Source organism: Roseateles agri (assembly GCF_034043675.1).
Taxonomy (GTDB): Bacteria; Pseudomonadota; Gammaproteobacteria; order Burkholderiales; family Burkholderiaceae_C; genus KK5.
Map to the genome: position 1 here is coordinate 756,555 of NZ_JAXCLA010000003.1, position 23,107 is coordinate 779,661.

Genomic DNA, 23,107 nt, shown 5'->3' on the forward strand with positions numbered 1-23,107 from the left:
CCGCCTCGGGTTTCTACTGACCCGTTGGCGGCTCCTGCCTTTTGGAGTTATCTCATGGCACGCAAGACCCCCATCGAGCGCTACCGCAACATCGGTATCTCGGCGCACATCGATGCTGGCAAGACCACGACGACCGAGCGCATCCTGTACTACACCGGCGTGAACCACAAGATCGGTGAAGTGCACGATGGCGCCGCCACGATGGACTGGATGGAACAGGAGCAAGAGCGCGGCATCACGATCACGTCCGCCGCGACGACCTGCTTCTGGAAGGGCATGGACCTCGCTCGTCCGGAACACCGCATCAACATCATCGACACGCCCGGACACGTTGACTTCACGATTGAAGTCGAGCGTTCGATGCGCGTCCTGGACGGCGCCTGCATGGTGTATTGCGCCGTGGGTGGCGTGCAGCCGCAGTCGGAAACCGTCTGGCGCCAAGCCAACAAGTACAAGGTGCCCCGCCTGGCCTTCGTGAACAAGATGGACCGTACCGGTGCCAACTTCTACAAGGTCGTGGAGCAGATGAAGCTGCGCCTGAAGGCCAACCCGGTGCCCGTCGTGCTGCCGATCGGCGCCGAAGAAAACTTCACCGGCGTGATCGACCTGATCAAGATGAAGGCGATCATCTGGGACGAAGCTTCCCAGGGCATGAAGTTCGACTACCGCGACATCCCCGCCGACATGGTGGCCGATGCTCAGAAGTGGCGCGACAACATGGTCGAAGCTGCCGCCGAGTCTTCGGAAGACATGATGAACAAGTACCTCGAGTCGGGCGAACTGACCGAGGACGACATCATTCTGGGTCTGCGCACCCGCACCATCGCTGCTGAAATCCAGCCGATGTTCTGCGGCACGGCCTTCAAGAACAAGGGCGTGCAGCGCATGCTGGACGGCGTGATCGACTTCATGCCGTCGCCGGTCGACGTCCCCCCGGTTCCGGGCACGGACGAAGACGACCAGCCGGTGGTCCGCAAGGCCGAAGACAGCGAGAAGTTCGCGGCTCTGGCCTTCAAGCTGATGACCGACCCGTACGTCGGCCAGCTGACCTTCGTGCGCGTGTACTCGGGCGTTCTGCAGTCGGGCTCGACCGTCTACAACCCGATCCGCGGCAAGAAGGAGCGCATCGGCCGGATCCTGCAGATGCACGCCAACCAGCGCGAGGAAATCTCGGAAATTCTGGCCGGCGACATCGCCGCCTGCGTGGGCCTGAAGGACGTGACGACCGGCGAAACGCTTTGCGATCCGGACTCGATCATCACCTTGGAAAAGATGGTGTTCCCGGAGCCGGTGATCTCGCAGGCCGTCGAGCCCAAGACCAAGGCCGACCAGGAGAAGATGGGTATCGCCCTGGGCCGCCTGGCCAAGGAAGACCCGTCCTTCCGTCTGCGTACCGATGAAGAGTCGGGCCAGACCATCATTTCCGGCATGGGCGAGCTGCACCTGGAAATCATTGTCGACCGCATGAAGCGCGAGTTCGGCGTGGAAGCCAACGTTGGCAAGCCGCAAGTTGCGTATCGCGAAACGATCCGCAAGACCGCGACCGACGTCGAAGGCAAGTTCGTGCGCCAGTCCGGCGGCAAGGGCCAGTACGGCCACGTCGTGCTGACCGTCGAGCCGCAGGAGCCGGGCAAGGGCTTCGAGTTCGTCGACGCCATCAAGGGCGGTGTGGTTCCTCGCGAATTCATCCCGGCCGTCGAGAAGGGTGTCATCGACTCGCTGCCGAACGGCGTGATGGCCGGCTTCCCGGTCGTCGACGTCAAGGTCACGCTGACCTTCGGTTCGTACCACGAAGTCGACTCGAACGAAAACGCGTTCAAGATGGCTGCGTCGATGGGCTTCAAGGAAGCTTGCCGCAAGGCCAGCCCGGTGATCCTGGAGCCGATGATGGCCGTGGAAGTCGAGACGCCTGAGGACTACGCCGGCAACGTGATGGGCGACCTGTCCAGCCGTCGCGGCATGGTGCAGGGCATGGACGACATGGTCGGTGGCGGCAAGGTCATCAAGGCCGAAGTCCCGCTGTCGGAAATGTTCGGCTACTCGACGACGCTGCGTTCGATGTCGCAAGGTCGCGCCACGTACACGATGGAGTTCAAGCACTATTCGGAAGCCCCGAAGAACGTTGCCGACGCCATCATCACGGCCCGCGCCAAGTAACTCGTTACTTCAGCTCACTGAATCGTCTTCGCAGCGCGCCTCCCATTTGCCCGTCGGTGGGGTTCAAGGACGCTGCGGAAACGCTAAACCAATAGACGGGTATTGCTCTTTCTTTGGAGATTCCAAATGGCAAAAGGTAAATTTGAACGCACCAAGCCGCACGTGAACGTGGGCACGATTGGTCACGTTGACCATGGCAAGACGACGCTGACGGCGGCGATTGCGACGGTGCTGTCCAAGAAGTTCGGCGGCGAAGCCAAGGCCTACGACCAGATCGACGCGGCGCCGGAAGAAAAGGCACGCGGCATCACGATCAACACCGCGCACGTCGAGTACGAGACGGCCAACCGCCACTACGCGCACGTTGACTGCCCGGGCCACGCCGACTATGTGAAGAACATGATCACCGGCGCCGCCCAGATGGACGGCGCGATCCTGGTGTGCTCGGCCGCTGACGGCCCGATGCCCCAGACCCGCGAGCACATCCTGCTGGCTCGCCAGGTCGGCGTGAAGTACATCATCGTCTTCCTGAACAAGTGCGACATGGTCGACGACGCCGAGCTGCTCGAGCTGGTCGAAATGGAAGTGCGCGAGCTCCTGTCCAAGTACGACTTCCCCGGCGACGACACCCCGATCATCAAGGGTTCGGCCAAGCTGGCCCTGGAAGGCGACACCGGCGACCTGGGCGAGCAAGCCATCATGCGCCTGGCTGACGCCCTGGACACCTACATCCCCCAGCCGGACCGTGCCGTTGACGGCGCCTTCCTGCTGCCGGTCGAAGACGTGTTCTCGATCTCCGGCCGCGGCACCGTCGTGACCGGTCGCGTCGAGCGCGGCATCATCAAGGTCGGCGAAGAAATCGAAATCGTCGGCATCCGCGAAGTCCAGAAGACCACGGTCACGGGCGTCGAAATGTTCCGCAAGCTGCTGGACCAAGGTCAAGCAGGCGACAACGTCGGCATCCTGCTGCGCGGCACCAAGCGTGAAGACGTCGAGCGCGGCCAAGTGCTGGCCAAGCCCGGCACGATCAAGCCGCACACCCACTTCACCGCTGAGATCTACGTTCTGAGCAAGGAAGAGGGCGGCCGTCACACCCCGTTCTTCAACAACTACCGTCCCCAGTTCTACTTCCGCACGACGGACGTGACCGGTGCCGTGGAGCTGCCGAAGGACAAGGAAATGGTCATGCCCGGCGACAACGTCGGCATCACCGTGAAGCTGATCGCGCCGATCGCCATGGAGCAAGGCCTGCGCTTCGCCATCCGTGAAGGCGGTCGTACCGTCGGCTCGGGCGTCGTCGCCACCATCCTCGAGTAAGTCTTTTGCGTGATGACCCGGGCGAGAGCCTGGGTCTCACCTCTCGTTCTTTGAAGGAAAAATCATGCAAAAGCAAAAGATCCGCATCCGCCTGAAGGCTTTCGACTACAAGCTGATCGACCAATCGGCTCTGGAAATCGTCGAGACCGCCAAGCGCACTGGCGCGATCGTCAAGGGCCCGGTGCCCCTGCCGACGCGCATGCAACGTTTCGACATCTTGCGTTCGCCGCACGTCAACAAGTCGTCGCGCGACCAGTTCGAAATCCGTACGCACCAGCGCCTGATGGACATCGTCGATCCGACCGACAAGACGGTCGACGCGCTGATGAAGCTCGACCTGCCCGCCGGCGTCGACGTGGAAATCAAGCTGCAGTGATCTGAGCAGTAGAGCAGTCAGCGATGACTGTTTGAAGTCAGGACAGCAAGAAGGGCGGTCTGCGAGGGCCGCCCTTTTTGCTTGTGGATAGCTGCATGCCCTTGTGCATAACTTAGGGTTCGCGCTATACTCGCCGTCTTTGCCGCCTGGGGTGTCTCCTTGGGTGGCGTTAGCGCGTCGCTCTTGAGCCTTTACCCGAGAGCGATGCAATCAGTCAGCCTGGCCAATCGATGTCAGGCATTTGGAGAAAAACCATGAGTCTAAGCAATCGTCTCGGATTGCTGGGCCGCAAGGTGGGCATGATGCGCATCTTCACGGACGATGGCGACGCCATCCCTGTGACGGTGCTGGATGTGTCCAACAACCGCGTGACCCAGGTCAAGACCGAAGAGACCGACGGCTACAGCGCCATTCAAGTGGCGTTCGGTACGCGCAAAGCTTCGCGCGTCACCAAGCCTGAAGCTGGCCACCTCGCCAAGGCGGGTGTCGAAGCCGGTCGAATCCTCAAAGAATTCCGTGTCGACGCCACCGTCGCCGCCGAGTATCAAGCCGGCAGCACGCTGCCTGTGACGTTGTTTGCCGCCGGCCAGCTGGTCGATGTGCAGGGCACGTCCACCGGTAAGGGCTACGCTGGCACGATCAAGCGCCACAACTTCAGCTCGCAACGCGCCTCGCACGGTAACAGCCGTTCGCACAACGTTCCTGGCTCCATCTCGATGGCGCAGGATCCGGGCCGCGTGTTCCCGGGCAAGAAGATGACCGGCCACATGGGTGACGAGACCGTCAGCGTGCAGAACCTGGACATCGTCCGCGTGGACGAAGCCCGTCAGCTGCTGCTGGTTCGCGGCGCCGTTCCGGGCTCCAAGAACGGCCACGTCGTCGTTCGCCCGGCCGTCAAGGTCAAGGTCAAGAAGGGAGCCAACTGATGCAGCTCGAGCTCCTGAACGAACAGGGTCAGGCCACGTCCAAGGTTGACGCTGCCGACACCGTCTTCGCTCGCGAATACAACGAAGCCCTGGTGCACCAAGTGGTCGTGGCTTATCAAGCCAACGCCCGCCAGGGCACCCGCGCCCAGAAGGACCGCGAACAAGTTCACCACTCGACCAAGAAGCCGTTCCGCCAAAAGGGAACGGGTCGTGCTCGTGCAGGTATGACGTCCTCGCCGCTGTGGCGTGGCGGCGGTCGTATCTTCCCGAACATGCCGGACGAAAACTTCACGCACAAGCTGAACAAGAAGATGTACCGCGCCGGTATGGCCGCCATCCTCTCGCAGCTGGCACGCGAAGGCCGTCTGTCGGTCGTGGAATCGATCTCGATCGAAGCCCCGAAGACCAAGCTGCTGGCCGCCAAGTTCAAGGCCATGGGCCTGGAATCGGTCATGGTCATCGCCGACAACGTCGACGACAACCTGGCACTGGCTTCGCGCAACCTGCACAACGTGCTGGTCTGCGAGCCCCGTTACGCCGATCCGCTGTCGCTGGTTCATTACAAGAAGGTTCTTGTGACGAAGGCGGCAATGGAGCAACTGCAGGAGATGTTCGCATGAGCACCCTGAAATTCTCTGAAGGCCGTCTGGCCTCGGTGCTGCTGGCTCCGATCGTGTCCGAAAAGGCCACGGCCGTCGCCGAAAAGCACAACCAAGTGCTGTTCAAGGTCCTGCGCGACGCGACCAAGCCGGAAATCAAGGCCGCTGTTGAACTGATGTTCAAGGTGGAAGTTGAGTCCGTGTCCGTCGTCAACGTCAAGGGCAAGACCAAGCGCTTCGGTGGCCGTGCCGGTCGCCGCGACCACGTCAAGAAGGCGTACGTCGCTCTGAAGGCTGGCCAAGAGCTGAACTTCTCCGGGGAGGCTGCGTAAATGGCCGTCGTCAAAGTCAAGCCTACTTCGCCCGGCCGTCGCGGCGTCGTCAAGGTTGTCCACAAGCACCTGCACAAGGGCGCTCCGGAAGCTTCGCTGCTGGAACCCCAGAAGCAGAACTCCGGCCGTAACAACAACGGTCACATCACGATTCGCCACAAGGGCGGTGGTCACAAGCACCACTACCGTGTCGTCGACTTCAAGCGTGACAAGGACGGCATCCCCGCCAAGGTCGAGCGCATCGAGTACGACCCGAACCGTACGGCCCACATCGCTCTGGTGTGCTATGCCGACGGCGAGCGTCGCTACATCATCGCTCCGCGTGGCCTGGAAGTCGGTTCGACCATCCTGAGCGGCGCGGAAGCTCCGATCAAGGCTGGCAACACGCTGCCGATCCGCAACATTCCCGTCGGCTCGACGATCCACTGCGTGGAAATGCTGCCTGGCAAGGGTGCCCAGATCGCTCGCTCGGCCGGCGTCTCCGTCGTGCTGATGGCGCGTGAAGGCGTCTACGCCCAGCTGCGCCTGCGCTCGGGTGAAGTCCGTCGCATCCACATCGACTGCCGCGCCACGATCGGCGAGGTGTCCAACGAAGAGCATCAGCTGCGCCAGTACGGCAAGGCCGGCGCGATCCGTTGGAAGGGTATCCGCCCGACCGTCCGCGGTGTGGCAATGAACCCGGTGGATCACCCGCACGGTGGTGGTGAAGGTCGTACCGGTGAAGGCCAGGCGCCTGTGTCGCCGTGGAACACCCTCACGAAGGGCTACCGCACTCGTAACAACAAGCGCACGCAGACGTTCATCGTCTCGCGTCGCAAGAAGTAAAAGGGTAGGCCATGACTCGTTCTCTGAAGAAGGGCCCCTTCGTCGACCATCACTTGCTGAGCAAGGTCGAGAAGGCTGTTGCCATCAAGGACAAGAAGCCCATCAAGACCTGGTCGCGTCGCTCGACGATCCTGCCCGAGTTCATCGGTCTGACGATCGCCGTGCACAACGGCAAGCAGCACGTGCCGGTCTATGTGTCGGACCAGATGGTCGGCCACAAGCTGGGTGAATTCGCACTGACCCGCACCTTCAAGGGCCACCCGGCCGACAAGAAGGCCGGGAAGAAGTAAGGATGCCAACGATGGAAACCAAAGCAATCGTTCGCGGCGTTCGCCTCTCGTGTGACAAGGGCCGCCTGGTGGCAGACCTGATCCGCGGCAAGAAGGTCGATCACGCGCTGAACATCCTGGAATTCACCCAGAAGAAGGCTGCCGTCATCATCAAGAAGGCGCTGGAAAGCGCCATCGCCAACGCCGAGCACAACGACGGCGCTGACATTGATGATCTGAAGGTCACGTCGATCTATGTGGAGCAAGGTGCCACGCTGAAGCGTTTCTCGGCACGTGCCAAGGGCCGCGGCAATCGCATCAGCAAGCCCACCTGCCACATCTTCGTGTCGGTCGGCAACTAACAGCCAAGGAAGACTAATGGGACAGAAAATCCACCCAACCGGCTTCCGCCTGCCCGTCACCCGTAACTGGGCGTCGCGCTGGTACGCGTCGAACACCAACTTCGCCACGATGCTGGCCGAAGACTTGAAGGTTCGCGAATACCTGAAGGCAAAGCTGAAGAATGCCGCCGTCTCGCGCATCCTGATCGAGCGCCCCGCCAAGAACGCACGCATCACGATCTTCTCGGCTCGTCCGGGCGTCGTGATCGGCAAGAAGGGCGAAGACATCGAAGCACTGAAGGCCGAACTGACCAAGCGTCTGGGCGTGCCGGTGGCCGTGAACATCGAAGAAGTGCGCAAGCCTGAAATCGATGCTCAGCTGATCGCCGACTCGATCACCCAGCAGCTGGAAAAGCGCATCATGTTCCGCCGCGCCATGAAGCGCGCGATGCAGAACGCGATGCGCCTGGGCGCCCAGGGTATCAAGATCATGTCGTCGGGTCGTCTGAACGGCATCGAAATCGCTCGTTGCGAGTGGTATCGCGAAGGTCGTGTTCCCCTTCACACGCTGAAGGCCGACATCGACTACGGCTTCTCCGAAGCGTCGACGACCTACGGTCAAATCGGCGTGAAGGTGTGGGTCTACCGCGGTGACCGCCTGGCCAATGGCGAGGCTCCGGTGATCAACACGCCGGCAGGTGCCGAAGATGACCGCCGTCCGCGTCGCAATGCGCGTCCTGGTGCTCCGGGTGGCCGTGGCCGTCCGGGCGGCGACCGTGGTCCGCGTGATGGCGCTCCGGCAGCTGATGCCGGCGCTCCGGCGAAGCGCGTCGTTCGCAAGCCCGCGGCTGCTGCTCCGGCGGCTCCCGCGGCTGGCGACGCCAAAGGAGAATAAGAATGCTGCAACCTAATCGTCGGAAATACCGCAAGGAGCAGAAGGGTCGCAACACCGGCGTCGCCACCCGTGGCGCCGCGGTGTCGTTTGGTGACTTCGGCCTGAAGGCCACCGAGCGCGGCCGCCTGACGGCTCGTCAGATCGAAGCTGCACGTCGTGCAATCTCGCGCCACATCAAGCGCGGTGGTCGCATCTTCATCCGCATCTTTCCGGACAAGCCGATCTCCCAGAAGCCCGCCGAAGTCCGTATGGGTAACGGTAAGGGCAACCCGGAGTACTACGTCGCTGAGATCCAGCCTGGCAAGGTGCTCTACGAAATCAACGGCGTGCCGGAAACCCTGGCTCGTGAAGCGTTCACGCTGGCTGCTGCAAAGCTGCCGCTGCGTTGCACCTTCGTGGCCCGCCAGGTCGGTACCTGAAGAGGAAAGACACCATGAAAGCATCTGAACTGCGTAGCAAGGATGTCGCTGCCCTGGAAAAGGAAGTGACCGACCTGCTGAAGGCCCATTTCGGCCTGCGCATGCAAAAGGCGACCCAGCAGTTGACCAACCACACGGTGTTGGGCAACACGCGCCGCGACATCGCTCGTGCCAAGACCATCTTGAACGAGAAGAAGAAGGGAGCTGCGAAATGACGGAAGCTCAAGCCACCAAGAACACGCGCACCCTGATCGGCCGCGTGGTCAGCGACAAGCGCGCCAAGACCGTCACGGTCCTGGTCGAGCGTCGCGCCAAGCACGAGCTCTACGGCAAGATCGTGGCCCGTTCCAGCAAGTACCACGCCCATGACGAAAAGGGCGAGTACAAGATGGGCGACGTGGTCGAGATCTCCGAAGGCCGCCCGATCTCCAAGACCAAGAGCTGGGTCGTGACCCGCCTGGTCGAGAAGGCGCAAGCGGTCTAATCGACGACCCTGTCGTCATGTCGCGGGCTTTTGCCTGTGGCGTGCAGACGGCCGGAACGCCTGGAATACTGGCGGCCGGCCGTTTTTCTTTTCCCAATCGTCTGGAGAGTCGAATCATGCTGAAAGTCGGAGACAAGCTGCCTGCGGGCACGCTGATGGAATTCATCGAAGTGGAAGGCGAGGGCTGCTCGCTCGGACCGAATGCCTTCGACGTCGAAAAGGCCACGGCCGGCAAGAAGATCGCCATCTTCGCGCTGCCGGGTGCATTCACCCCGACCTGCTCGGCCCAGCACGTGCCGGGCTATGTCCAGCAGGCCGAGGCCCTGAAGGCTGCCGGCGTGGACGAGATCTGGTGCGTGTCGGTCAACGACGCCTTTGTGATGGGTGCCTGGGGCCGCGAGCAGAAGACCGCCGGCAAGGTGCGCATGATGGCCGACGGCAGCGCGGCGTTCACCCAGGCTGCTGGCCTGACGCTGGACCTGATCGCGCGCGGCATGGGCGTGCGCTCGCAGCGCTACTCGATGCTGGTCGACGACGGCGTCGTGAAGACGCTGAACATCGAGGCCCCTGGCAAGTTCGAGGTCAGCGACGCCGGCACGATGCTGAGCCAGGCCAAGGCCTGATTGAATTCGCTGCGATTCCCGCTTGACCCGCTTCAGGGTTTCAATGCATAATCGCAGCTTCGCCGAGAAGTCGGGCGCAATTTCATGTTGCGTTACGACCCTCGGATCCGCCCTCAACCACTGAACGAGTGTTGCGCAATGCAGCAGGAGTTCAGCTACGGGCCCAAGACTGCTTGATGAAGCAGCCGCTGGAATCTTCCGGTGGCAGTGGATTCGGGACAAGTTGGGGACAGACATGATTCAAATGCAATCGCGACTGGACGTCGCGGATAACACTGGCGCCAAGTCCGTCATGTGCATCAAGGTGCTTGGTGGATCCAAGCGTCGCTATGCGCATATCGGCGACGTCATCAAGGTCAGCATCAAGGAAGCTGCGCCGCGCGCTCGCGTCAAGAAGGGCGAGGTCTACAGCGCTGTGGTCGTGCGTACCGCCAAGGGCGTGCGCCGTCAGGACGGCTCCCTGGTCAAGTTCGACGGCAATGCCGCCGTTCTGCTGAACGCCAAGCTGGAGCCCATCGGCACCCGCATCTTCGGCCCCGTGACGCGTGAACTGCGTACCGAGCGCTTCATGAAGATCGTGTCGCTGGCACCGGAAGTGCTCTGAGCACAGCAGCCAAGACAAAGGTATTGCCATGAACAAGATTCGTAAAGGCGACGAGGTCATCGTGCTGACCGGCCGCGACAAGGGCAAGCGCGGCATCGTGTCGCAGCGTGTCGATGACGCCCACCTCGTGGTGGACGGCGTCAACGTCGTCAAGAAGCACGTCAAGCCGAACCCGATGAAGGGTACGACCGGCGGCGTGGTCGACAAGACGATGCCCATCCATCAATCCAACGTGGCGATCTTCAACGCCGCATCCGGTAAGGCCGACCGCGTGGGCATCAAGCTGCTCGCCGACGGCAAGAAGGTGCGCGTGTTCAAGTCGACCGGCGAAGAGATCAAGGCTTAAGAGGTTCGACATGGCTCGTCTGCAAGAGTTTTATCGCGAGAAGGTCGTCCCCAGTCTGACTGAAAAGTTCGGCTACAAGTCGACCATGGAAGTGCCGCGCATCACCAAGATCACGCTGAACATGGGCGTGAGCGAGGCCGTGGCCGACAAGAAGGTCATGGACCACGCCGTTGGCGACCTGACCAAGATCGCCGGCCAGAAGCCCGTGGTCACCAAGTCGAAGAAGGCCATCGCAGGTTTCAAGATCCGCGAGAACGTGCCCATCGGCTGCATGGTCACGCTGCGTGGCGTCCAGATGTATGAATTCCTGGACCGCTTCGTCACGATCGCCCTGCCGCGCGTGCGCGACTTCCGTGGTATCTCCGGCCGTTCGTTCGATGGCCGTGGCAACTACAACATCGGCATCAAGGAACAGATCATCTTCCCCGAAATCGATTACGACAAGGTGGATGCTCTGCGTGGTCTGAACATCAGCATCACGACGACTGCCAAGAACGACGAAGAAGCGAAGGCGCTGCTGGCCTCCTTCAAGTTCCCGTTCAAGAACTGAGGTGACTCGTGGCTAAACTTTCCCTGATTCAGCGCGAACAGAAGCGTGAGCAACTCGTTGCCAAGTTCGCCAAGAAGTACGCGGAACTGAAGGCGATCATCGACGACGCCAAGAAGTCCGACGAAGAGCGTTACCTCGCTCGCCTGGAGCTGCAGAAGCTCCCCCGCAACGCATACCCGACTCGCCTGCGCAACCGCTGCGAGCTGACTGGCCGTCCCCGCGGTACCTTCCGCAAGTTCGGCCTGGGCCGTAACAAGATTCGCGAGCTGGCCTTCAAGGGCGACATCCCCGGTGTCGTCAAGGCCAGCTGGTAATCGGCTCGATTAGGAGAAATCGCAAATGAGCATGAGTGATCCTATCGCCGATATGCTGACCCGCATTCGCAACGCGCAAGCCGTTGAGAAGACCAGCGTCGTGATGCCTTCCAGCAAGCTGAAGGTCGCGATCGCCAAGGTCCTGAAGGATGAGGGCTATATCGACGGTTTCGCGGTCAAGGGCGAAGAAGCCCGTCCGGAACTCGAGATCTCGCTGAAGTACTACGCCGGCCGTCCGGTGATCGAGCGTATCGAGCGCGTCAGCCGTCCCGGCCTGCGCGTCTACAAGGGCCGCCACGACATTCCTCAGGTCATGAATGGCCTGGGTGTGGCGATCGTCACCACGCCGCAAGGTGTGATGACCGACCGCAAGGCACGTCAAGCCGGTATCGGCGGCGAAGTGCTCTGCTACGTCGCCTAAGCGCAAGGAGATCCAGACAATGTCCCGCGTTGGAAAAATGCCGGTCGCCATCCCGCAAGGCGTGGATGTGACCGTGAACGCTGACACGATCAGCGTCAAGGGCTCGCTCGGCACGCTGGTGCGTCCGATCAACCCTCTCGTCTCGATCAAGAACGAAGCCGGCAAGCTGAACGTTGCCCCGGTTGACGCCACGGCCGCTGCCGATGCCATGTCCGGCACGACGCGCGCTCTGGTTGCCAACATGGTGACCGGTGTCAGCAAGGGCTTCGAGAAGAAGCTGAACCTGGTCGGCGTGGGCTTCCGTGCCCAAGCCGCCGGTTCCAAGCTGAACCTGCAGATCGGTTTCTCGCATCCGGTGGTCAAGGACATGCCGGCCGGTATCACGGTCGCTTGCGCCACGCCGACCGAGATTCTGATCAAGGGTGCTGATCGTCAAGTTGTTGGTCAGATCGCCGCCGAAGTGCGCGCCTTCCGTCCGCCCGAGCCGTACAAGGGCAAGGGCATCCGCTACGCGGACGAGAAGGTCACGATCAAAGAGACCAAGAAGAAGTAAGGAGCAGCGCAATGTTGACCAAGAAAGAACAGCGCATCCGTCGTTCGCGTCAGACCCGCGCCCGGATTGCCATCCAGCGCGTCGCACGCCTGACGGTGTTCCGCTCCAACCTGCACATCTACGCCAGCGTCATTTCCGACTGCGGCACCAAGGTGCTGGCCAGCGCGTCGACGGCCGAGAAGGAAGTCCGCGCCGAACTCGGTGGTTCCGGCAAGGGCGGCAACGTCGCTGCTGCGACCCTGATCGGCAAGCGCATCGCCGCCAAGGCCAAGGCCGCTGGCGTCGAGAAGGTTGCATTCGACCGTGCTGGCTTCGCCTACCACGGCCGCGTCAAGGCCCTGGCCGAAGCAGCCCGCGAAGCCGGCCTGCAGTTCTGACGCATAAAGGAATACTGAAATGGCAAAGTTTCAACCCCGCGCGCAGACCGAAGGCAACGACGACGGCCTGAAGGAAAAGATGATCGCGGTCAACCGCGTCACCAAGGTGGTCAAGGGCGGCCGTACGCTGTCCTTCGCCGCTCTGACGGTGGTCGGCGATGGCGATGGCCGCATCGGCATGGGCAAGGGCAAGGCGAAGGAAGTTCCGGTCGCCGTGCAGAAGGCCATGGAATCGGCTCGCCGCAACATGGTCAAGGTCAGCCTGCGTAACGGCACGATCCATCACAACGTGGTGGGCGAGCACGGCGCTTCGCACGTCATCATGGCTCCGGCACCCGCCGGTACCGGCGTCATCGCCGGCGGCCCGATGCGCGCTGTCTTCGAAGTGATGGGCGTGACCGACATCGTGACCAAGAGCCACGGTTCGACCAACCCGTACAACATGGTTCGCGCCACGCTGAATGGCCTGAAGCGCGCAACCACGGCTTCGGAAGTCGCTGCCAAGCGCGGCAAGTCGGTCGAAGACATCCTCGGCTGATCGGCCCACTGGAGAGACGAACATGTCTGAAAAGAAAACCGTTACGGTCAAGCTGGTTCGCAGCCCGATCGGCACCCGTGCCTCGCACCGTGCCACCGTGGTCGGCCTGGGCCTGCGCAAGCTGAACAGCACGAGCACGCTGGAAGACACGCCGGCAGTGCGCGGCATGATCAACAAGATCGCCTACCTCGTCCAGGTGCTGTAAGCGCCTGACGAACGAAGGACACAAGATGCAACTCAACACCATCAAGCCCGCAGCGGGCGCCAAGCACGCCAAGCGTCGTGTCGGCCGCGGCATCGGCTCCGGTCTGGGCAAGACGGCTGGCCGTGGTCACAAGGGTCAGAAGTCGCGCGCCGGTGGCTACCACAAGGTCGGCTTCGAAGGCGGTCAGATGCCGCTGCAGCGTCGCCTGCCCAAGCGTGGCTTCAAGTCTCAGTCGCTGAAGTTCAACGCCGAGATCAACCTGTCGGACCTGCAAGCGCTGGCCGGCGAAGAGATCGACGTGCTGACGCTGAAGGCAACCGGTCTGGTGCCGGAACTGGCCAAGTCCGTCAAGGTCATCCTGTCGGGCTCGATCAGCCGCAAGGTCACGCTGAAGGGCGTGGTCGCAACGAAGGGTGCCAAGGCAGCCATCGAAGCGGCCGGCGGCTCGGTCGTCGAAGCCTAAGCAGCCAGGAACAGGGCAAGTGGCTACCAACGCAAACCAACTGGCGAAGAGCGGCAAGTTCGGCGACCTGCGTCGTCGTCTTGTGTTCCTGCTGCTGGCTTTGGTCGTGTACCGCATCGGGGCGCATATCCCGGTGCCTGGTATCGACCCGGCCCAGCTGCAGCAGTTCTTCAAGCGGCAGGAAGGTGGCATTCTCAGCCTGTTCAATATGTTCTCGGGCGGTGCGCTGTCGCGCTTTACCGTCTTCGCGCTGGGCATCACGCCCTACATCTCGGCTTCCATCGTCATGCAGTTGATGGCGTATGTGGTGCCGAGCCTGGAAGCGCTGAAGAAGGAAGGCGAGGCGGGTCGCCGCAAGATCACGCAGTACACGCGCTATGGCACGCTGGGCCTGGCGATCTTCCAGAGCCTGAGCATCGCGCTCGCGCTGGAAAGCTCGCCCGGTCTGGTGATCTCGCCCGGCTTCGGCTTCCGCCTGACGGCGGTGTCCAGCCTGGTCGCCGGCACGATGTTCCTGATGTGGCTCGGCGAGCAGATCACCGAGCGTGGCCTGGGTAACGGGATCTCGATCCTGATCTTCGGCGGTATCGCCGCAGGTCTGCCTGGTGCGATCGGTGGCTTGCTGGGTCTGGTGCAGACCGGTTCGATGGGCGTGGTTTCGCTGCTCTTCGTGCTGGCCCTGATCGCCGCGGTGACCTACCTGGTCGTGTTCGTCGAACGCGGCCAGCGCAAGATCCTGGTGAACTACGCCAAGCGTCAGGTCGGCAACAAGGTTTACGGTGGCCAGTCGTCGCACCTGCCCCTGAAGCTGAACATGTCGGGCGTGATCCCGCCGATCTTCGCGTCGTCGATCATCCTGCTGCCGACCACGGTCGTGAGCTGGTTCGCCACGGGCGACAGCCTGCGCTGGTTGAAGGACATCGCGGACATGCTGCGTCCGGGTCAGCCGATCTACGTGCTGCTCTACGCTGCTGCCATCGTGTTCTTCTGCTTCTTCTACACGGCGCTCGTGTTCAACAGCCGCGAGACCGCCGATAACCTGAAGAAGAGTGGCGCGTTCATTCCGGGTATCCGCCCGGGTGACCAGACTGCGAAGCATATTGACAAGATCCTGTCGCGGCTGACTCTGGTCGGTGCTGTCTACATCACGGGCGTGTGCTTGTTGCCCGAGTTCCTGAACCTGAAGTTCAACGTGCCGTTCTATTTCGGCGGTACGTCCCTGTTGATCATCGTCGTCGTGACGATGGACTTCTGGGCCCAGGTGCAGTCCTATGTGATGAGTCAGCAGTACGAGTCGCTGCTGAAGAAGGCAAATTTCAAGGCCAGCTGAGGCTGAACCTTTAGTCAACAACCAAGTTCCAACTCAATACAGAAACGAAGGCATGGCGAAAGACGACGTCATTCAGATGCAGGGTGAGATTCTCGAGAATCTTCCCAATGCGACGTTTCGTGTGAAGTTGGAGAACGGGCACGTGGTTCTCGGTCACATCTCCGGAAAGATGCGGATGCACTACATCCGCATCCTCCCCGGCGACAAGGTGACCGTGGAACTGACCCCGTACGATTTGAGTCGTGCTCGCATCGTGTTCCGGGCGAAGTGAGCTTTTTACACACCCCGGTAACGCGCAAGTTGAGCGCATAAGAGTAGGTCAAGGAGCAGGCAATGAAAGTTTCGGCATCCGTCAAGGCAATGTGCCGCAATTGCAAAGTCATCCGTCGCAAGGGCGTGGTGCGCGTGATCTGTACGGATCCCCGCCACAAGCAGCGCCAAGGCTGATAGCTGCACGACACGAGCGAATTAGAGGACGCACATGGCACGTATTGCTGGTATCAACATTCCGCCGCAAAAGCACACTGAGATCGGTCTGACGTCGATCTACGGCATTGGCCGTACGACCGCGCAGAAGATCTGCACCACTTGCGGCATCCCGTTCGACAAGAAGGTCAAGGACCTCACCGATTCCGATCTGGAAAAGATCCGTGAAGAAGTGGGCCGCATGACGATCGAAGGCGATCTGCGCCGCGAAATGTCGATCAACATCAAGCGACTGATGGACCTGGGCTGCTACCGCGGCTTCCGTCATCGCCGTGGCCTGCCGATGCGCGGCCAGCGCACCCGCACGAACGCCCGTACCCGCAAGGGTCCGCGTAAGTCGGCTGCGACCGGCAAGAAGTGATCTGCGGCAAGCACTGAAAGACAAACATGGCAAAAGCACCTAACAACTCTGCTGCCCAGCGCGTCCGCAAGAAGGTTCGCAAGAACGTCGCCGACGGTATCGCTCACGTGCACGCATCGTTCAACAACACGATCATCACGATCACTGACCGTCAAGGCGGCGCCCTCTCCTGGGCTTCGTCGGGCGGCCAGGGCTTCAAGGGCTCGCGCAAGTCCACGCCTTTCGCTGCACAGGTTGCCGCTGAAGTCGCCGGTCGCGCCGCTCAAGAGCAGGGCATCAAGAACCTGGACGTCAAGATCAAGGGCCCGGGCCCGGGTCGCGAGTCTTCGGTCCGTGCACTGGCTGCCCTGGGCATCCGGATCAACTCGATCTCCGACGTGACGCCGGTGCCGCACAACGGCTGCCGCCCGCAAAAGCGTCGCCGCATCTAAATTTCGATTTAGTGCAATAATCGCGGATTCAATTTCCGTAAGCCGGCTGGCGCGCAAGTGCCAGCCGGCCGTTTTGCTGAACCGATGCAAGTAGTTGCCCGGTTTCAATAAGCCCACCGTCTGAGCCCCGATAACAACATCGGCCAGACTCGCGCGGGATCCTCCCTGGGACCTGCGTCAGATTGATGAAGGACACGCAAAGTGGCACGTTACCTCGGCCCGAAGGCCAAACTTTCCCGCCGTGAAGGCACCGACCTGTTCCTGAAGAGCGCCCGCCGTTCGATCAGCGACAAAGCCAAGTTCGACTCCAAGCCTGGCCAGCACGGCCGCACCTCCGGCCAGCGCACGTCCGACTTCGGTCTGCAGCTGCGCGAGAAGCAGAAGGTCAAGCGCATGTACGGCGTGCTGGAGCGTCAGTTCCGCCGCTACTTCGCCGAAGCCGAGCGCCGCAAGGGCTCGACCGGCGCCAACCTGCTGACCCTGCTGGAAAGCCGCCTGGACAACGTCGTCTACCGCATGGGCTTCGGTTCGACCCGTGCCGAAGCGCGCCAGCTGGTCTCGCACAAGGGCATCACGGTCAACGGCGAAGTCGTGAACATCGCCTCGTACCTGGTCAAGGCCGGTGACACCGTCGCCGTGCGCGAAAAGGCCAAGAAGCAGCTGCGCATCATCGACGCGTTCAAGCTGGCCGAGTCCATTGGCCTGCCGGGCTGGGTGCAGGTCGACGGCACGAAGCTGGAAGGTGTCTTCAAGAAGGCCCCGGACCGCGATGAGTTCGGCGCCGAGATCAACGAATCGCTGATCGTCGAGTTGTACTCGCGTTAATCGTTTCGCTGCTGCCGGCGGTGCCCTTGCGGGCTTCGTCGGCTTTCCCTCGTCTGGGCTGCGCCAGTACGGCCGGTCCGGACTGGTCCTCAGCCTTATCGGTGTAACGAACCGAGGGTATTGAAAGAAAGACCTCATGCAAACAAACCTGCTCAAACCCAAATCCATCAATGTGGAGCCTCTGGGCGGTCATCGCGCCAAGGTGACGCTGGAGCCGTTCGAACGCGGTTATGGCCACACGCTGGGCAATGCCCTGCGCCGTGTGCTGCTGAGCTCGATGGTGGGTTATGCGCCGACCGAAGTGACGATTGCCGGCGTGCTGCACGAGTACTCCGCCATCGACGGCGTGCAGGAAGACGTGGTTCACATCATGCTGAACCTCAAGGGCGTGGTTTTCCGCCTGCACAACCGCGATGAAGTGACCCTGGTCCTGCGCAAGGAAGGCGAAGGCCCCGTCACCGCCGCCGACATCCAGACCCCGCACGACGTCGAGATCATCAACCCGGATCACGTCATCGCCCACCTGTCGCAAGGCGGCAAGCTGGACATGCAGATCAAGGTCGAGAAGGGCCGCGGCTACGTCCCCGGCACGATGCGCCGCTTCGGCGACGAGCCGACGAAGTCCATCGGCCGCATCGTCCTCGATGCCTCGTTCTCCCCGGTCAAGCGCGTCAGCTACGCCGTCGAGAACGCCCGCGTCGAGCAGCGTACCGATCTGGACAAGCTGGTGATGGAGATCGAGACCAACGGCGCCATCTCGCCCGAGGAAGCGATCCGCGCTTCGGCCAAGATCCTGGTCGAGCAACTCGCCGTCTTCGCACAGCTGCAGGGCACCGACCTGGTCGACGCCTTCGACCAGCCGGCCCAGCGTTCCAGCAGCTTCGATCCGATCCTGCTGCGTCCGGTCGACGAGCTCGAGCTGACCGTGCGTTCGGCCAACTGCCTGAAGGCCGAAAACATCTACTACATCGGCGACCTGATCCAGCGTACCGAGACCGAGCTGCTGAAGACCCCGAACCTGGGTCGCAAGTCGCTCAACGAGATCAAGGAAGTCCTCGCTTCGCGTGGCCTGACCCTGGGTGCTCGTCTCGAGAACTGGCCGCCCCAAGGTCTCGACAAGCGTTAATCGATTTTTGAAAGTGGGTGAGCCTCTCCGAGGCCACCCGGTGCACCCGGGCAGTACCTGATACGGCTGCTGGGATTAATCTGGAAAGGAACAAGCACCATGCGTCACCGTAACGGCCTCCGTAAGCTGAACCGTACTTCTGAACACCGCAAGGCGATGCTGCGCAATATGTGCAACTCGCTGCTGCAGCACGAAGCCATCAAGACCACCCTGCCCAAGGCCAAGGAACTGCGCCGCGTCGTCGAGCCGCTGATCACCCTGGCCAAGGAGCCGACCGTCGCCAACCGTCGCCTGGCTTTCGACCGCCTGCGTGACCGCGACATGGTCGTCAAGCTGTTCGACGTGCTGGGCCCGCGCTTCAAGGCGCGCCCGGGCGGCTACACCCGCATCCTGAAGATGGGCTTCCGTGTTGGCGACAACGCGCCGATGGCCTATGTCGAGCTGGTCGAGCGCACCGAAGCCGACGCCTCGGCTGAAGCCGCCGCCGAATAAGCGCATCTCGCTTCCGCGACCCGAAAGGCCAGCCTCCGTGCTGGCCTTTTTCATGCCCGTGCGCCTGGCAAAACCTTGGCAATACGGCGCGGCGCGAATCGGCATAAGCTGCCGGCCTCCCCGCAGACATTCCTCTTCCTGCAGACCATGTCCCGACTTCTGATGCGTGCCCTTGCGGGCCTCGTGTTCCTCGCCCTGGCGCTGGGCCTGTCGCCCGCCCGGGCCGACGACTTTCTCGACCCCGAGCAGGCCTTCGCGCTGCAGGTTCATACGCTCGACGACAAGACCGTCGAAGCCGCGTGGGCCATCGCGCCCGGCTACTACATGTACCGCGAGCAGTTCAAGGCGGCCATCGAGGGCGCCACGCTCGGCGAGCCGGTCCTGCCCGCCGGTGACCGGAAGTTCGACGAGACCTTCCAGAAGGAGGTCGAGATCTATCACGATCGGCTGGCGGTCCGCCTGCCGGTCTCGGCCGCTAACGGCCCATTCAAGCTGACCGTGACCGGCCAGGGCTGTGCGGTGAAGGGCCTGTGCTATCCGCCGATGACGACGGTGTGGCAGGTCGACCTTGCCAAGGGCACGGCCACCAAGCTCGACACGCCCGATCCGCTGGCGGCAGGTGCAGCGGCCGAACCAGCCGCGCAGCAGCCCGCCGCCGTTCCTGCTCCAGCATCGGCATCCGCTGGCGATCGCATTGCTTCCACGCTCGCTGCCGGCCACTTCTGGCCGATCGTCGGCCTGTTCCTGCTGCTGGGCCTGGGCCTGTCGCTGACGCCCTGCGTGCTGCCGATGCTGCCCATCCTGTCCAGCATCATCGTCGGCTCCGGCGCGCCGTCGCGTGCGCGCGGCCTGCTGCTGGCTGTCGGCTATTCGCTGGGCATGGCCGTCGTCTACACGCTGCTGGGCGTGGCGGCGGCGCTGGCCGGCGAAGGCCTCGCCGGTGCCCTGCAGAAGCCTTGGGTGCTGAGTCTGTTCGCGCTCGCGCTGGTGGCCTTCTCGCTATCGATGTTCGGCGCCTACGAGCTGCAGTTGCCCTCGGGCCTCAGCGGCGGGCTGACGCAGTTCTCGCAGCGCCTGCCGGGCGGCCAGGTGGGTGGCGTGTTCCTGATGGGCGGCGTCTCGGCGCTGATCGTCAGCCCCTGCGTCACCGGCCCCCTGGCCGGCACCTTGGTCTACATCAGCCAGACGCGCGACGTCGTGCTGGGCGGCAGCGCGCTGTTCGCGCTCGCGATGGGCATGAGCGTGCCGCTGCTGCTGCTGGGCGCTTCCGCCGGCACCCTGCTGCCGCGCGCCGGCGCCTGGATGGACGGTGTCAAGCACTTCTTCGGCATGCTGCTGCTCGCCGTGGCCATCTACATGGTCCAGCCGGTGCTGCCGGTCGCGGCAGCGCAATTGCTGTGGGGCGGCCTGCTGGTCGCGGCCGCAGCGATGTTCGGCCTGTTCGAAGCCACGCCCGCGGCGCGTCCGCTGGCCTGGCTGCGCAAGTCGGTGGCGGTGATAGCGCTGGTCTGGGGTGGCGCGCAGCTGATTGGTGCAGCGCAAGGCGGCACCGATCCGCTGAAACCGCTCGGCTCGCTGGCACTGGGCAGTCCGGCCACGGCGACGACCGCGAAGGCCGGCGCGGCCGCCGAGGTTCAGTTCCAGACGGTTCGCAGCATCGCCGAGCTCGATGCCGCCATCGCCGCCGCCGGCAAGCCCGTGATGCTGGACTTCTATGCCGACTGGTGCGTCTCCTGCAAGGAGATGGACCGCGACACCTTCACCGATACGGCCGTGCGCGAGCGCCTCTCGCATGCGCTGCTGCTGCGTGCCGACGTCACCGCCAACAGCCCGGACGATCGTGCGCTGCTGAAGCGTTTCAAGCTGTTCGGCCCGCCCGGCACGATCTTTTTCGACGCCAAAGGCCAGGAGCTGCCCGATCGCGTGATCGGCTTCCAGAACGTCGAGCAGTTCGGCTCGTCGCTCAAGAGTGTCGGTCTTTGACCAGTCATACAAAAACGGTATATACTTGCAGGCTCAGTCGCGGGGTGGAGCAGTTCGGTAGCTCGTTGGGCTCATAACCCAAAGGTCGTCGGTTCAAATCCGGCCCCCGCAACCAAAATTCCGATCTTGCATCGTTCATCGATTCGCAAGACTTACCCAGTCAGTCGCGGGGTGGAGCAGTTCGGTAGCTCGTTGGGCTCATAACCCAAAGGTCGTCGGTTCAAATCCGGCCCCCGCAACCAGGAAATACAAAGCCCGCCACGTGCGGGCTTTGTCGTTTTTGTCGCGCCCGGGAATAAGCCCGCCACCGCGGCGGTATTGCATGGCAAGTGATCCCAACAGGAGCCTTGCCATGAAGCTTCAACGACGCGACTTCCTCCAGCTCGCCGCCCTCGGCGGCGGCGCCATCTCGGTGGCCGGCCTGGCCGGTTGTGCCAGCCGCCCGTCGCCGGCGGACGAGTTTTACTTCGTCCAACTGTCCGACATCCATTGGGGCTTCAACGGCCCGCCCAATCCGGATGCGCGCGGCACGCTGCCGAAGGCCGTCGCCGCGGTCAATGCGCTGCCGACGCCACCGGACTTCATCGTCTTCACCGGCGACCTCACTCACACCACCGACGATCCCATCGAACGCCGCCGCCGCATGGCCGAGTTCAAGACGATGATCGAGCCGCTGAAGGTGAAGACGATCCGCTTCCTGCCCGGCGAGCACGACGCCTCGCTGGATCGCGGCGCTGCCTTCCGCGAGAACTTCGGCGACACCTACTACCGCTTCGAGCACAAGGGCGTCCACTTCATCGCGCTGGACAACGTCTCGGACAAGGGCACGACGCTCGGCGCCGAGCAGCTCGCCTGGCTGAAGGCCGAACTCGCCACGCTCGATCCGAAGGCGCCGCTCGTCATCCTCGCGCACCGGCCGCTGTTCCCGCTGGTGCCCAAGTGGGACTGGCATACACGCGACGGCGCCCAGGCGCTGGAACTGCTGATGCCGCACGAGCACGTCACCGTGTTCTACGGCCACATCCACCAGGAGCACCATTTTCAGACGGGCCACATCGCCCACCACTCGGCCCGTTCGCTGATGTTCCCACTGCCGGCCCCCGGCACGGCCGAGAAGCCCACGCCGTTGCCCTGGGATGCCGCGGCGCCGTACCGCGGCCTCGGCTGGCGCGGCATCGAGATCGAGCATGACGACAAGGCCTCGCTGACCGAGTACCCCGTCGGAGCCCAGGCATGACGATGATGATGAAGCGCCGTACCGTCCTGCCGCTCGTTGCCGGCCTGCTCGCCGCCGGCCTCACCCGCGCCCAGCCCGCGCCGCGCGTGATCGAGATCACCGCCCAGCGCTTCCGCTTCACGCCGCGCGTGATCCCGCTGAAGGCCGGCGAGCACGTGCTGCTGAAGATCACCGCGCTGGACTTCCCGCACGGCTTCTTCGTGCCAGATTTCGACAAGCGCGTGGACCTGGTCCCCGGCCGCGCGGTGGAGTTCGCGCTCACCGCACCCGGCCCTGGCAAACTGCATTTCCTCTGCGACAACTTCTGCGGCGAAGGGCACGAAGGCATGGACGGGTACTTCGAAGTCGCCAAGGCCTGAGAGAGAAGGCGGCTGCGATGACAGAAAACCAGCGCTTCGAGACCGTCGTGTTGCCGCACCTCGACGCGGCGCACAACCTCGCGCGCTGGCTGCTGCGCGACACCGCCGCCGCCGAGGATGCGACGCAGGAGGCCGCGCTGCGCGCCTTCCGCTACTTTGGCGGCCTGCGCAGCGGAGAGGACCCCAAGCCCTGGTTCCTCGCCATCGTGCGCAACTGCTGCTTCACCGCGCTCGCGCGCCGCCGGCCCGAGCTGCGCGGCCTCGACGAGGAGGACTGGGACGATCCGCCCGACACCGCGCCGCAGCCGCCCCAGGCCCTGTCGGCCCAGCGCGAGCGCGATGCGGTCGATGCCGCGCTGCGCTCGCTCTCGCCGGCGCTGCGCGAGGTGATCGTGCTGCGCGAACTGGAGGACCTGGACTACCGCGCGATCGCCCAGATCGCCGGCGTGCCGATCGGTACCGTGATGTCGCGCCTGTCGCGGGCGCGCGCACGGATGAAGCAACTCCTCTCTCTGGCGGGTCTGCCTTGAGCAGGCACCGAAC

At 63.0% G+C, this 23,107-nt stretch carries 36 protein-coding genes and 2 tRNA genes; all 38 read left to right on the plus strand.

The features are described 5' to 3' along the window. Positions 1-54 precede the first annotated feature (54 nt). The 38 genes from fusA (at position 55) to SNE35_RS11875 (ending at position 23,094) form a co-directional block, all read left to right on the plus strand. The gene (gene fusA / locus SNE35_RS11690) at positions 55-2,157 is read left to right on the plus strand and encodes an elongation factor G (protein ID WP_320423070.1); all 2,103 of its coding nucleotides are present in this window, start codon (positions 55-57) and stop codon (positions 2,155-2,157) included. Between the two features lie 126 nt (positions 2,158-2,283). Further along, entirely contained in the window at positions 2,284-3,474 is a 1,191-nt protein-coding gene (gene tuf / locus SNE35_RS11695) for an elongation factor Tu (protein ID WP_320423060.1), read from the plus strand. A 64-nt stretch (positions 3,475-3,538) separates the two neighbouring features. Beyond that, entirely contained in the window at positions 3,539-3,850 is a 312-nt protein-coding gene (gene rpsJ / locus SNE35_RS11700; RefSeq protein ID WP_077036467.1) for a 30S ribosomal protein S10, read from the plus strand. A 254-nt stretch (positions 3,851-4,104) separates the two neighbouring features. Next, the gene (gene rplC, locus SNE35_RS11705) at positions 4,105-4,776 is read left to right on the plus strand and encodes a 50S ribosomal protein L3 (RefSeq protein WP_320423071.1); all 672 of its coding nucleotides are present in this window, start codon (positions 4,105-4,107) and stop codon (positions 4,774-4,776) included. Next, the gene (gene rplD, locus SNE35_RS11710) at positions 4,776-5,396 is read left to right on the plus strand and encodes a 50S ribosomal protein L4 (RefSeq protein WP_320423072.1); all 621 of its coding nucleotides are present in this window, start codon (positions 4,776-4,778) and stop codon (positions 5,394-5,396) included. The genes rplC and rplD overlap by 1 nt, the downstream gene beginning before the upstream one ends. Next, on the plus strand, positions 5,393-5,707 hold the full coding sequence (rplW, locus tag SNE35_RS11715) for a 50S ribosomal protein L23 (protein ID WP_320423073.1): 315 nt from the start codon (positions 5,393-5,395) through the stop codon (positions 5,705-5,707). The genes rplD and rplW overlap by 4 nt, the downstream gene beginning before the upstream one ends. After that, positions 5,708-6,532 carry a 50S ribosomal protein L2 gene (gene rplB / locus SNE35_RS11720; RefSeq protein ID WP_320423074.1) on the plus strand — a complete coding sequence of 275 codons (825 nt, stop codon included), beginning with the start codon at positions 5,708-5,710 and terminating at the stop codon, positions 6,530-6,532. A gap of 11 nt (positions 6,533-6,543) precedes the next feature. Then, entirely contained in the window at positions 6,544-6,822 is a 279-nt protein-coding gene (gene rpsS, locus SNE35_RS11725; RefSeq protein WP_320423075.1) for a 30S ribosomal protein S19, read from the plus strand. Between the two features lie 11 nt (positions 6,823-6,833). Continuing rightward, positions 6,834-7,163: a 50S ribosomal protein L22 gene (rplV, locus tag SNE35_RS11730; protein ID WP_077036468.1), complete on the plus strand. Its 330-nt coding sequence runs from the start codon at positions 6,834-6,836 to the stop codon at positions 7,161-7,163. 16 nt (positions 7,164-7,179) lie between these two features. Further along, positions 7,180-8,037: a 30S ribosomal protein S3 gene (gene rpsC / locus SNE35_RS11735; RefSeq protein ID WP_320423076.1), complete on the plus strand. Its 858-nt coding sequence runs from the start codon at positions 7,180-7,182 to the stop codon at positions 8,035-8,037. Positions 8,038-8,039: 2 nt separating this feature from the next. Beyond that, positions 8,040-8,456, plus strand: coding sequence for a 50S ribosomal protein L16 (gene rplP, locus SNE35_RS11740; RefSeq protein ID WP_268169250.1), 417 nt, complete (start codon positions 8,040-8,042; stop codon positions 8,454-8,456). A gap of 14 nt (positions 8,457-8,470) precedes the next feature. Further along, positions 8,471-8,671 carry a 50S ribosomal protein L29 gene (gene rpmC / locus SNE35_RS11745; RefSeq protein WP_320423077.1) on the plus strand — a complete coding sequence of 67 codons (201 nt, stop codon included), beginning with the start codon at positions 8,471-8,473 and terminating at the stop codon, positions 8,669-8,671. Continuing rightward, positions 8,668-8,940 (plus strand): 30S ribosomal protein S17, encoded by a 273-nt coding sequence (rpsQ, locus tag SNE35_RS11750; RefSeq protein ID WP_320423078.1) that lies wholly within the window; start codon positions 8,668-8,670, stop codon positions 8,938-8,940. The genes rpmC and rpsQ overlap by 4 nt, the downstream gene beginning before the upstream one ends. Positions 8,941-9,056: 116 nt before the next feature. Further along, positions 9,057-9,563 carry a peroxiredoxin gene (locus SNE35_RS11755; RefSeq protein ID WP_320423079.1) on the plus strand — a complete coding sequence of 169 codons (507 nt, stop codon included), beginning with the start codon at positions 9,057-9,059 and terminating at the stop codon, positions 9,561-9,563. A gap of 235 nt (positions 9,564-9,798) precedes the next feature. After that, positions 9,799-10,167 carry a 50S ribosomal protein L14 gene (gene rplN / locus SNE35_RS11760; RefSeq protein ID WP_077036456.1) on the plus strand — a complete coding sequence of 123 codons (369 nt, stop codon included), beginning with the start codon at positions 9,799-9,801 and terminating at the stop codon, positions 10,165-10,167. Positions 10,168-10,195: 28 nt separating this feature from the next. Continuing rightward, a complete protein-coding gene (gene rplX / locus SNE35_RS11765; protein ID WP_320423080.1) occupies positions 10,196-10,513 on the plus strand; it encodes a 50S ribosomal protein L24 in 318 nt (105 codons plus the stop codon). A 10-nt stretch (positions 10,514-10,523) separates the two neighbouring features. After that, entirely contained in the window at positions 10,524-11,063 is a 540-nt protein-coding gene (rplE, locus tag SNE35_RS11770) for a 50S ribosomal protein L5 (protein ID WP_320423081.1), read from the plus strand. An 8-nt stretch (positions 11,064-11,071) separates the two neighbouring features. Then, complete coding sequence (gene rpsN, locus SNE35_RS11775; protein WP_320423082.1) at positions 11,072-11,377, plus strand: 30S ribosomal protein S14; 306 nt, start codon at positions 11,072-11,074, stop codon at positions 11,375-11,377. 25 nt (positions 11,378-11,402) lie between these two features. Further along, a complete protein-coding gene (gene rpsH / locus SNE35_RS11780) occupies positions 11,403-11,798 on the plus strand; it encodes a 30S ribosomal protein S8 (protein WP_320423083.1) in 396 nt (131 codons plus the stop codon). A gap of 19 nt (positions 11,799-11,817) precedes the next feature. Further along, entirely contained in the window at positions 11,818-12,351 is a 534-nt protein-coding gene (rplF, locus tag SNE35_RS11785; RefSeq protein ID WP_320423084.1) for a 50S ribosomal protein L6, read from the plus strand. An 11-nt stretch (positions 12,352-12,362) separates the two neighbouring features. Beyond that, positions 12,363-12,728: a 50S ribosomal protein L18 gene (gene rplR, locus SNE35_RS11790; protein WP_320423085.1), complete on the plus strand. Its 366-nt coding sequence runs from the start codon at positions 12,363-12,365 to the stop codon at positions 12,726-12,728. A gap of 19 nt (positions 12,729-12,747) precedes the next feature. Next, complete coding sequence (rpsE, locus tag SNE35_RS11795; protein ID WP_320423086.1) at positions 12,748-13,266, plus strand: 30S ribosomal protein S5; 519 nt, start codon at positions 12,748-12,750, stop codon at positions 13,264-13,266. A gap of 22 nt (positions 13,267-13,288) precedes the next feature. Then, positions 13,289-13,471, plus strand: coding sequence for a 50S ribosomal protein L30 (gene rpmD / locus SNE35_RS11800; RefSeq protein WP_320423087.1), 183 nt, complete (start codon positions 13,289-13,291; stop codon positions 13,469-13,471). A gap of 25 nt (positions 13,472-13,496) precedes the next feature. After that, positions 13,497-13,934, plus strand: coding sequence for a 50S ribosomal protein L15 (gene rplO / locus SNE35_RS11805; protein WP_320423088.1), 438 nt, complete (start codon positions 13,497-13,499; stop codon positions 13,932-13,934). Between the two features lie 19 nt (positions 13,935-13,953). Next, complete coding sequence (gene secY / locus SNE35_RS11810) at positions 13,954-15,264, plus strand: preprotein translocase subunit SecY (RefSeq protein WP_320423089.1); 1,311 nt, start codon at positions 13,954-13,956, stop codon at positions 15,262-15,264. A 52-nt stretch (positions 15,265-15,316) separates the two neighbouring features. Continuing rightward, positions 15,317-15,535 carry a translation initiation factor IF-1 gene (gene infA / locus SNE35_RS11815; protein WP_009855680.1) on the plus strand — a complete coding sequence of 73 codons (219 nt, stop codon included), beginning with the start codon at positions 15,317-15,319 and terminating at the stop codon, positions 15,533-15,535. A 62-nt stretch (positions 15,536-15,597) separates the two neighbouring features. Beyond that, positions 15,598-15,711 (plus strand): 50S ribosomal protein L36, encoded by a 114-nt coding sequence (rpmJ, locus tag SNE35_RS11820; RefSeq protein WP_077036445.1) that lies wholly within the window; start codon positions 15,598-15,600, stop codon positions 15,709-15,711. A gap of 34 nt (positions 15,712-15,745) precedes the next feature. Beyond that, positions 15,746-16,111, plus strand: coding sequence for a 30S ribosomal protein S13 (gene rpsM / locus SNE35_RS11825; RefSeq protein ID WP_320423090.1), 366 nt, complete (start codon positions 15,746-15,748; stop codon positions 16,109-16,111). Between the two features lie 26 nt (positions 16,112-16,137). Continuing rightward, positions 16,138-16,542 carry a 30S ribosomal protein S11 gene (gene rpsK / locus SNE35_RS11830; protein WP_056194196.1) on the plus strand — a complete coding sequence of 135 codons (405 nt, stop codon included), beginning with the start codon at positions 16,138-16,140 and terminating at the stop codon, positions 16,540-16,542. A gap of 201 nt (positions 16,543-16,743) precedes the next feature. Further along, the gene (gene rpsD, locus SNE35_RS11835) at positions 16,744-17,367 is read left to right on the plus strand and encodes a 30S ribosomal protein S4 (protein WP_320423091.1); all 624 of its coding nucleotides are present in this window, start codon (positions 16,744-16,746) and stop codon (positions 17,365-17,367) included. 136 nt (positions 17,368-17,503) lie between these two features. Continuing rightward, entirely contained in the window at positions 17,504-18,493 is a 990-nt protein-coding gene (locus SNE35_RS11840; protein ID WP_320423092.1) for a DNA-directed RNA polymerase subunit alpha, read from the plus strand. Between the two features lie 99 nt (positions 18,494-18,592). Next, positions 18,593-18,985, plus strand: a complete 393-nt coding sequence (gene rplQ, locus SNE35_RS11845; protein WP_320423093.1) for a 50S ribosomal protein L17 — start codon at positions 18,593-18,595, stop codon at positions 18,983-18,985. A 147-nt stretch (positions 18,986-19,132) separates the two neighbouring features. Beyond that, positions 19,133-20,968, plus strand: a complete 1,836-nt coding sequence (gene dsbD, locus SNE35_RS11850) for a protein-disulfide reductase DsbD (protein ID WP_320423094.1) — start codon at positions 19,133-19,135, stop codon at positions 20,966-20,968. Between the two features lie 38 nt (positions 20,969-21,006). Next, positions 21,007-21,083: transfer RNA gene (locus SNE35_RS11855), tRNA-Met, on the plus strand. A gap of 50 nt (positions 21,084-21,133) precedes the next feature. Then, a tRNA-Met gene (locus tag SNE35_RS11860) sits at positions 21,134-21,210 on the plus strand. A 110-nt stretch (positions 21,211-21,320) separates the two neighbouring features. Beyond that, positions 21,321-22,205 carry a metallophosphoesterase family protein gene (locus tag SNE35_RS11865; RefSeq protein ID WP_320423095.1) on the plus strand — a complete coding sequence of 295 codons (885 nt, stop codon included), beginning with the start codon at positions 21,321-21,323 and terminating at the stop codon, positions 22,203-22,205. Continuing rightward, positions 22,202-22,564, plus strand: a complete 363-nt coding sequence (locus tag SNE35_RS11870; protein ID WP_320423096.1) for a cupredoxin domain-containing protein — start codon at positions 22,202-22,204, stop codon at positions 22,562-22,564. Before SNE35_RS11865 ends, SNE35_RS11870 begins: the two co-directional genes overlap by 4 nt. Before the next feature lie 17 nt (positions 22,565-22,581). Beyond that, entirely contained in the window at positions 22,582-23,094 is a 513-nt protein-coding gene (locus SNE35_RS11875) for a sigma-70 family RNA polymerase sigma factor (RefSeq protein WP_320423097.1), read from the plus strand. Positions 23,095-23,107 lie beyond the last annotated feature (13 nt).

What these genes read in the sequence shown, in the direction of transcription:
- SNE35_RS11875 (WP_320423097.1), top strand. Translation starts at nt 22,582, where the DNA reads ATGACAGAAAACCAGCGCTTCGAGACCGTCGTGTTGCCGCACCTCGAC.
- rplF (WP_320423084.1), top strand. Translation starts at nt 11,818, where the DNA reads ATGTCCCGCGTTGGAAAAATGCCGGTCGCCATCCCGCAAGGCGTGGAT.
- rplV (WP_077036468.1), top strand. Translation starts at nt 6,834, where the DNA reads ATGGAAACCAAAGCAATCGTTCGCGGCGTTCGCCTCTCGTGTGACAAG.
- rpsM (WP_320423090.1), top strand. Translation starts at nt 15,746, where the DNA reads ATGGCACGTATTGCTGGTATCAACATTCCGCCGCAAAAGCACACTGAG.
- fusA (WP_320423070.1), top strand. Translation starts at nt 55, where the DNA reads ATGGCACGCAAGACCCCCATCGAGCGCTACCGCAACATCGGTATCTCG.
- rplQ (WP_320423093.1), top strand. Translation starts at nt 18,593, where the DNA reads ATGCGTCACCGTAACGGCCTCCGTAAGCTGAACCGTACTTCTGAACAC.
- rpsE (WP_320423086.1), top strand. Translation starts at nt 12,748, where the DNA reads ATGGCAAAGTTTCAACCCCGCGCGCAGACCGAAGGCAACGACGACGGC.
- infA (WP_009855680.1), top strand. Translation starts at nt 15,317, where the DNA reads ATGGCGAAAGACGACGTCATTCAGATGCAGGGTGAGATTCTCGAGAAT.
- rpsJ (WP_077036467.1), top strand. Translation starts at nt 3,539, where the DNA reads ATGCAAAAGCAAAAGATCCGCATCCGCCTGAAGGCTTTCGACTACAAG.
- rplP (WP_268169250.1), top strand. Translation starts at nt 8,040, where the DNA reads ATGCTGCAACCTAATCGTCGGAAATACCGCAAGGAGCAGAAGGGTCGC.
- SNE35_RS11840 (WP_320423092.1), top strand. Translation starts at nt 17,504, where the DNA reads ATGCAAACAAACCTGCTCAAACCCAAATCCATCAATGTGGAGCCTCTG.
- SNE35_RS11755 (WP_320423079.1), top strand. Translation starts at nt 9,057, where the DNA reads ATGCTGAAAGTCGGAGACAAGCTGCCTGCGGGCACGCTGATGGAATTC.
- tuf (WP_320423060.1), top strand. Translation starts at nt 2,284, where the DNA reads ATGGCAAAAGGTAAATTTGAACGCACCAAGCCGCACGTGAACGTGGGC.
- rpmJ (WP_077036445.1), top strand. Translation starts at nt 15,598, where the DNA reads ATGAAAGTTTCGGCATCCGTCAAGGCAATGTGCCGCAATTGCAAAGTC.
- SNE35_RS11865 (WP_320423095.1), top strand. Translation starts at nt 21,321, where the DNA reads ATGAAGCTTCAACGACGCGACTTCCTCCAGCTCGCCGCCCTCGGCGGC.
- rplR (WP_320423085.1), top strand. Translation starts at nt 12,363, where the DNA reads ATGTTGACCAAGAAAGAACAGCGCATCCGTCGTTCGCGTCAGACCCGC.
- rpmC (WP_320423077.1), top strand. Translation starts at nt 8,471, where the DNA reads ATGAAAGCATCTGAACTGCGTAGCAAGGATGTCGCTGCCCTGGAAAAG.
- rplW (WP_320423073.1), top strand. Translation starts at nt 5,393, where the DNA reads ATGAGCACCCTGAAATTCTCTGAAGGCCGTCTGGCCTCGGTGCTGCTG.
- rplX (WP_320423080.1), top strand. Translation starts at nt 10,196, where the DNA reads ATGAACAAGATTCGTAAAGGCGACGAGGTCATCGTGCTGACCGGCCGC.
- rpsQ (WP_320423078.1), top strand. Translation starts at nt 8,668, where the DNA reads ATGACGGAAGCTCAAGCCACCAAGAACACGCGCACCCTGATCGGCCGC.
- rplC (WP_320423071.1), top strand. Translation starts at nt 4,105, where the DNA reads ATGAGTCTAAGCAATCGTCTCGGATTGCTGGGCCGCAAGGTGGGCATG.
- rplB (WP_320423074.1), top strand. Translation starts at nt 5,708, where the DNA reads ATGGCCGTCGTCAAAGTCAAGCCTACTTCGCCCGGCCGTCGCGGCGTC.
- rplE (WP_320423081.1), top strand. Translation starts at nt 10,524, where the DNA reads ATGGCTCGTCTGCAAGAGTTTTATCGCGAGAAGGTCGTCCCCAGTCTG.
- rpsC (WP_320423076.1), top strand. Translation starts at nt 7,180, where the DNA reads ATGGGACAGAAAATCCACCCAACCGGCTTCCGCCTGCCCGTCACCCGT.
- rpsK (WP_056194196.1), top strand. Translation starts at nt 16,138, where the DNA reads ATGGCAAAAGCACCTAACAACTCTGCTGCCCAGCGCGTCCGCAAGAAG.
- SNE35_RS11870 (WP_320423096.1), top strand. Translation starts at nt 22,202, where the DNA reads ATGACGATGATGATGAAGCGCCGTACCGTCCTGCCGCTCGTTGCCGGC.
- rpsH (WP_320423083.1), top strand. Translation starts at nt 11,403, where the DNA reads ATGAGCATGAGTGATCCTATCGCCGATATGCTGACCCGCATTCGCAAC.
- rplD (WP_320423072.1), top strand. Translation starts at nt 4,776, where the DNA reads ATGCAGCTCGAGCTCCTGAACGAACAGGGTCAGGCCACGTCCAAGGTT.
- rplN (WP_077036456.1), top strand. Translation starts at nt 9,799, where the DNA reads ATGATTCAAATGCAATCGCGACTGGACGTCGCGGATAACACTGGCGCC.
- rplO (WP_320423088.1), top strand. Translation starts at nt 13,497, where the DNA reads ATGCAACTCAACACCATCAAGCCCGCAGCGGGCGCCAAGCACGCCAAG.
- rpsS (WP_320423075.1), top strand. Translation starts at nt 6,544, where the DNA reads ATGACTCGTTCTCTGAAGAAGGGCCCCTTCGTCGACCATCACTTGCTG.
- dsbD (WP_320423094.1), top strand. Translation starts at nt 19,133, where the DNA reads ATGTCCCGACTTCTGATGCGTGCCCTTGCGGGCCTCGTGTTCCTCGCC.
- rpmD (WP_320423087.1), top strand. Translation starts at nt 13,289, where the DNA reads ATGTCTGAAAAGAAAACCGTTACGGTCAAGCTGGTTCGCAGCCCGATC.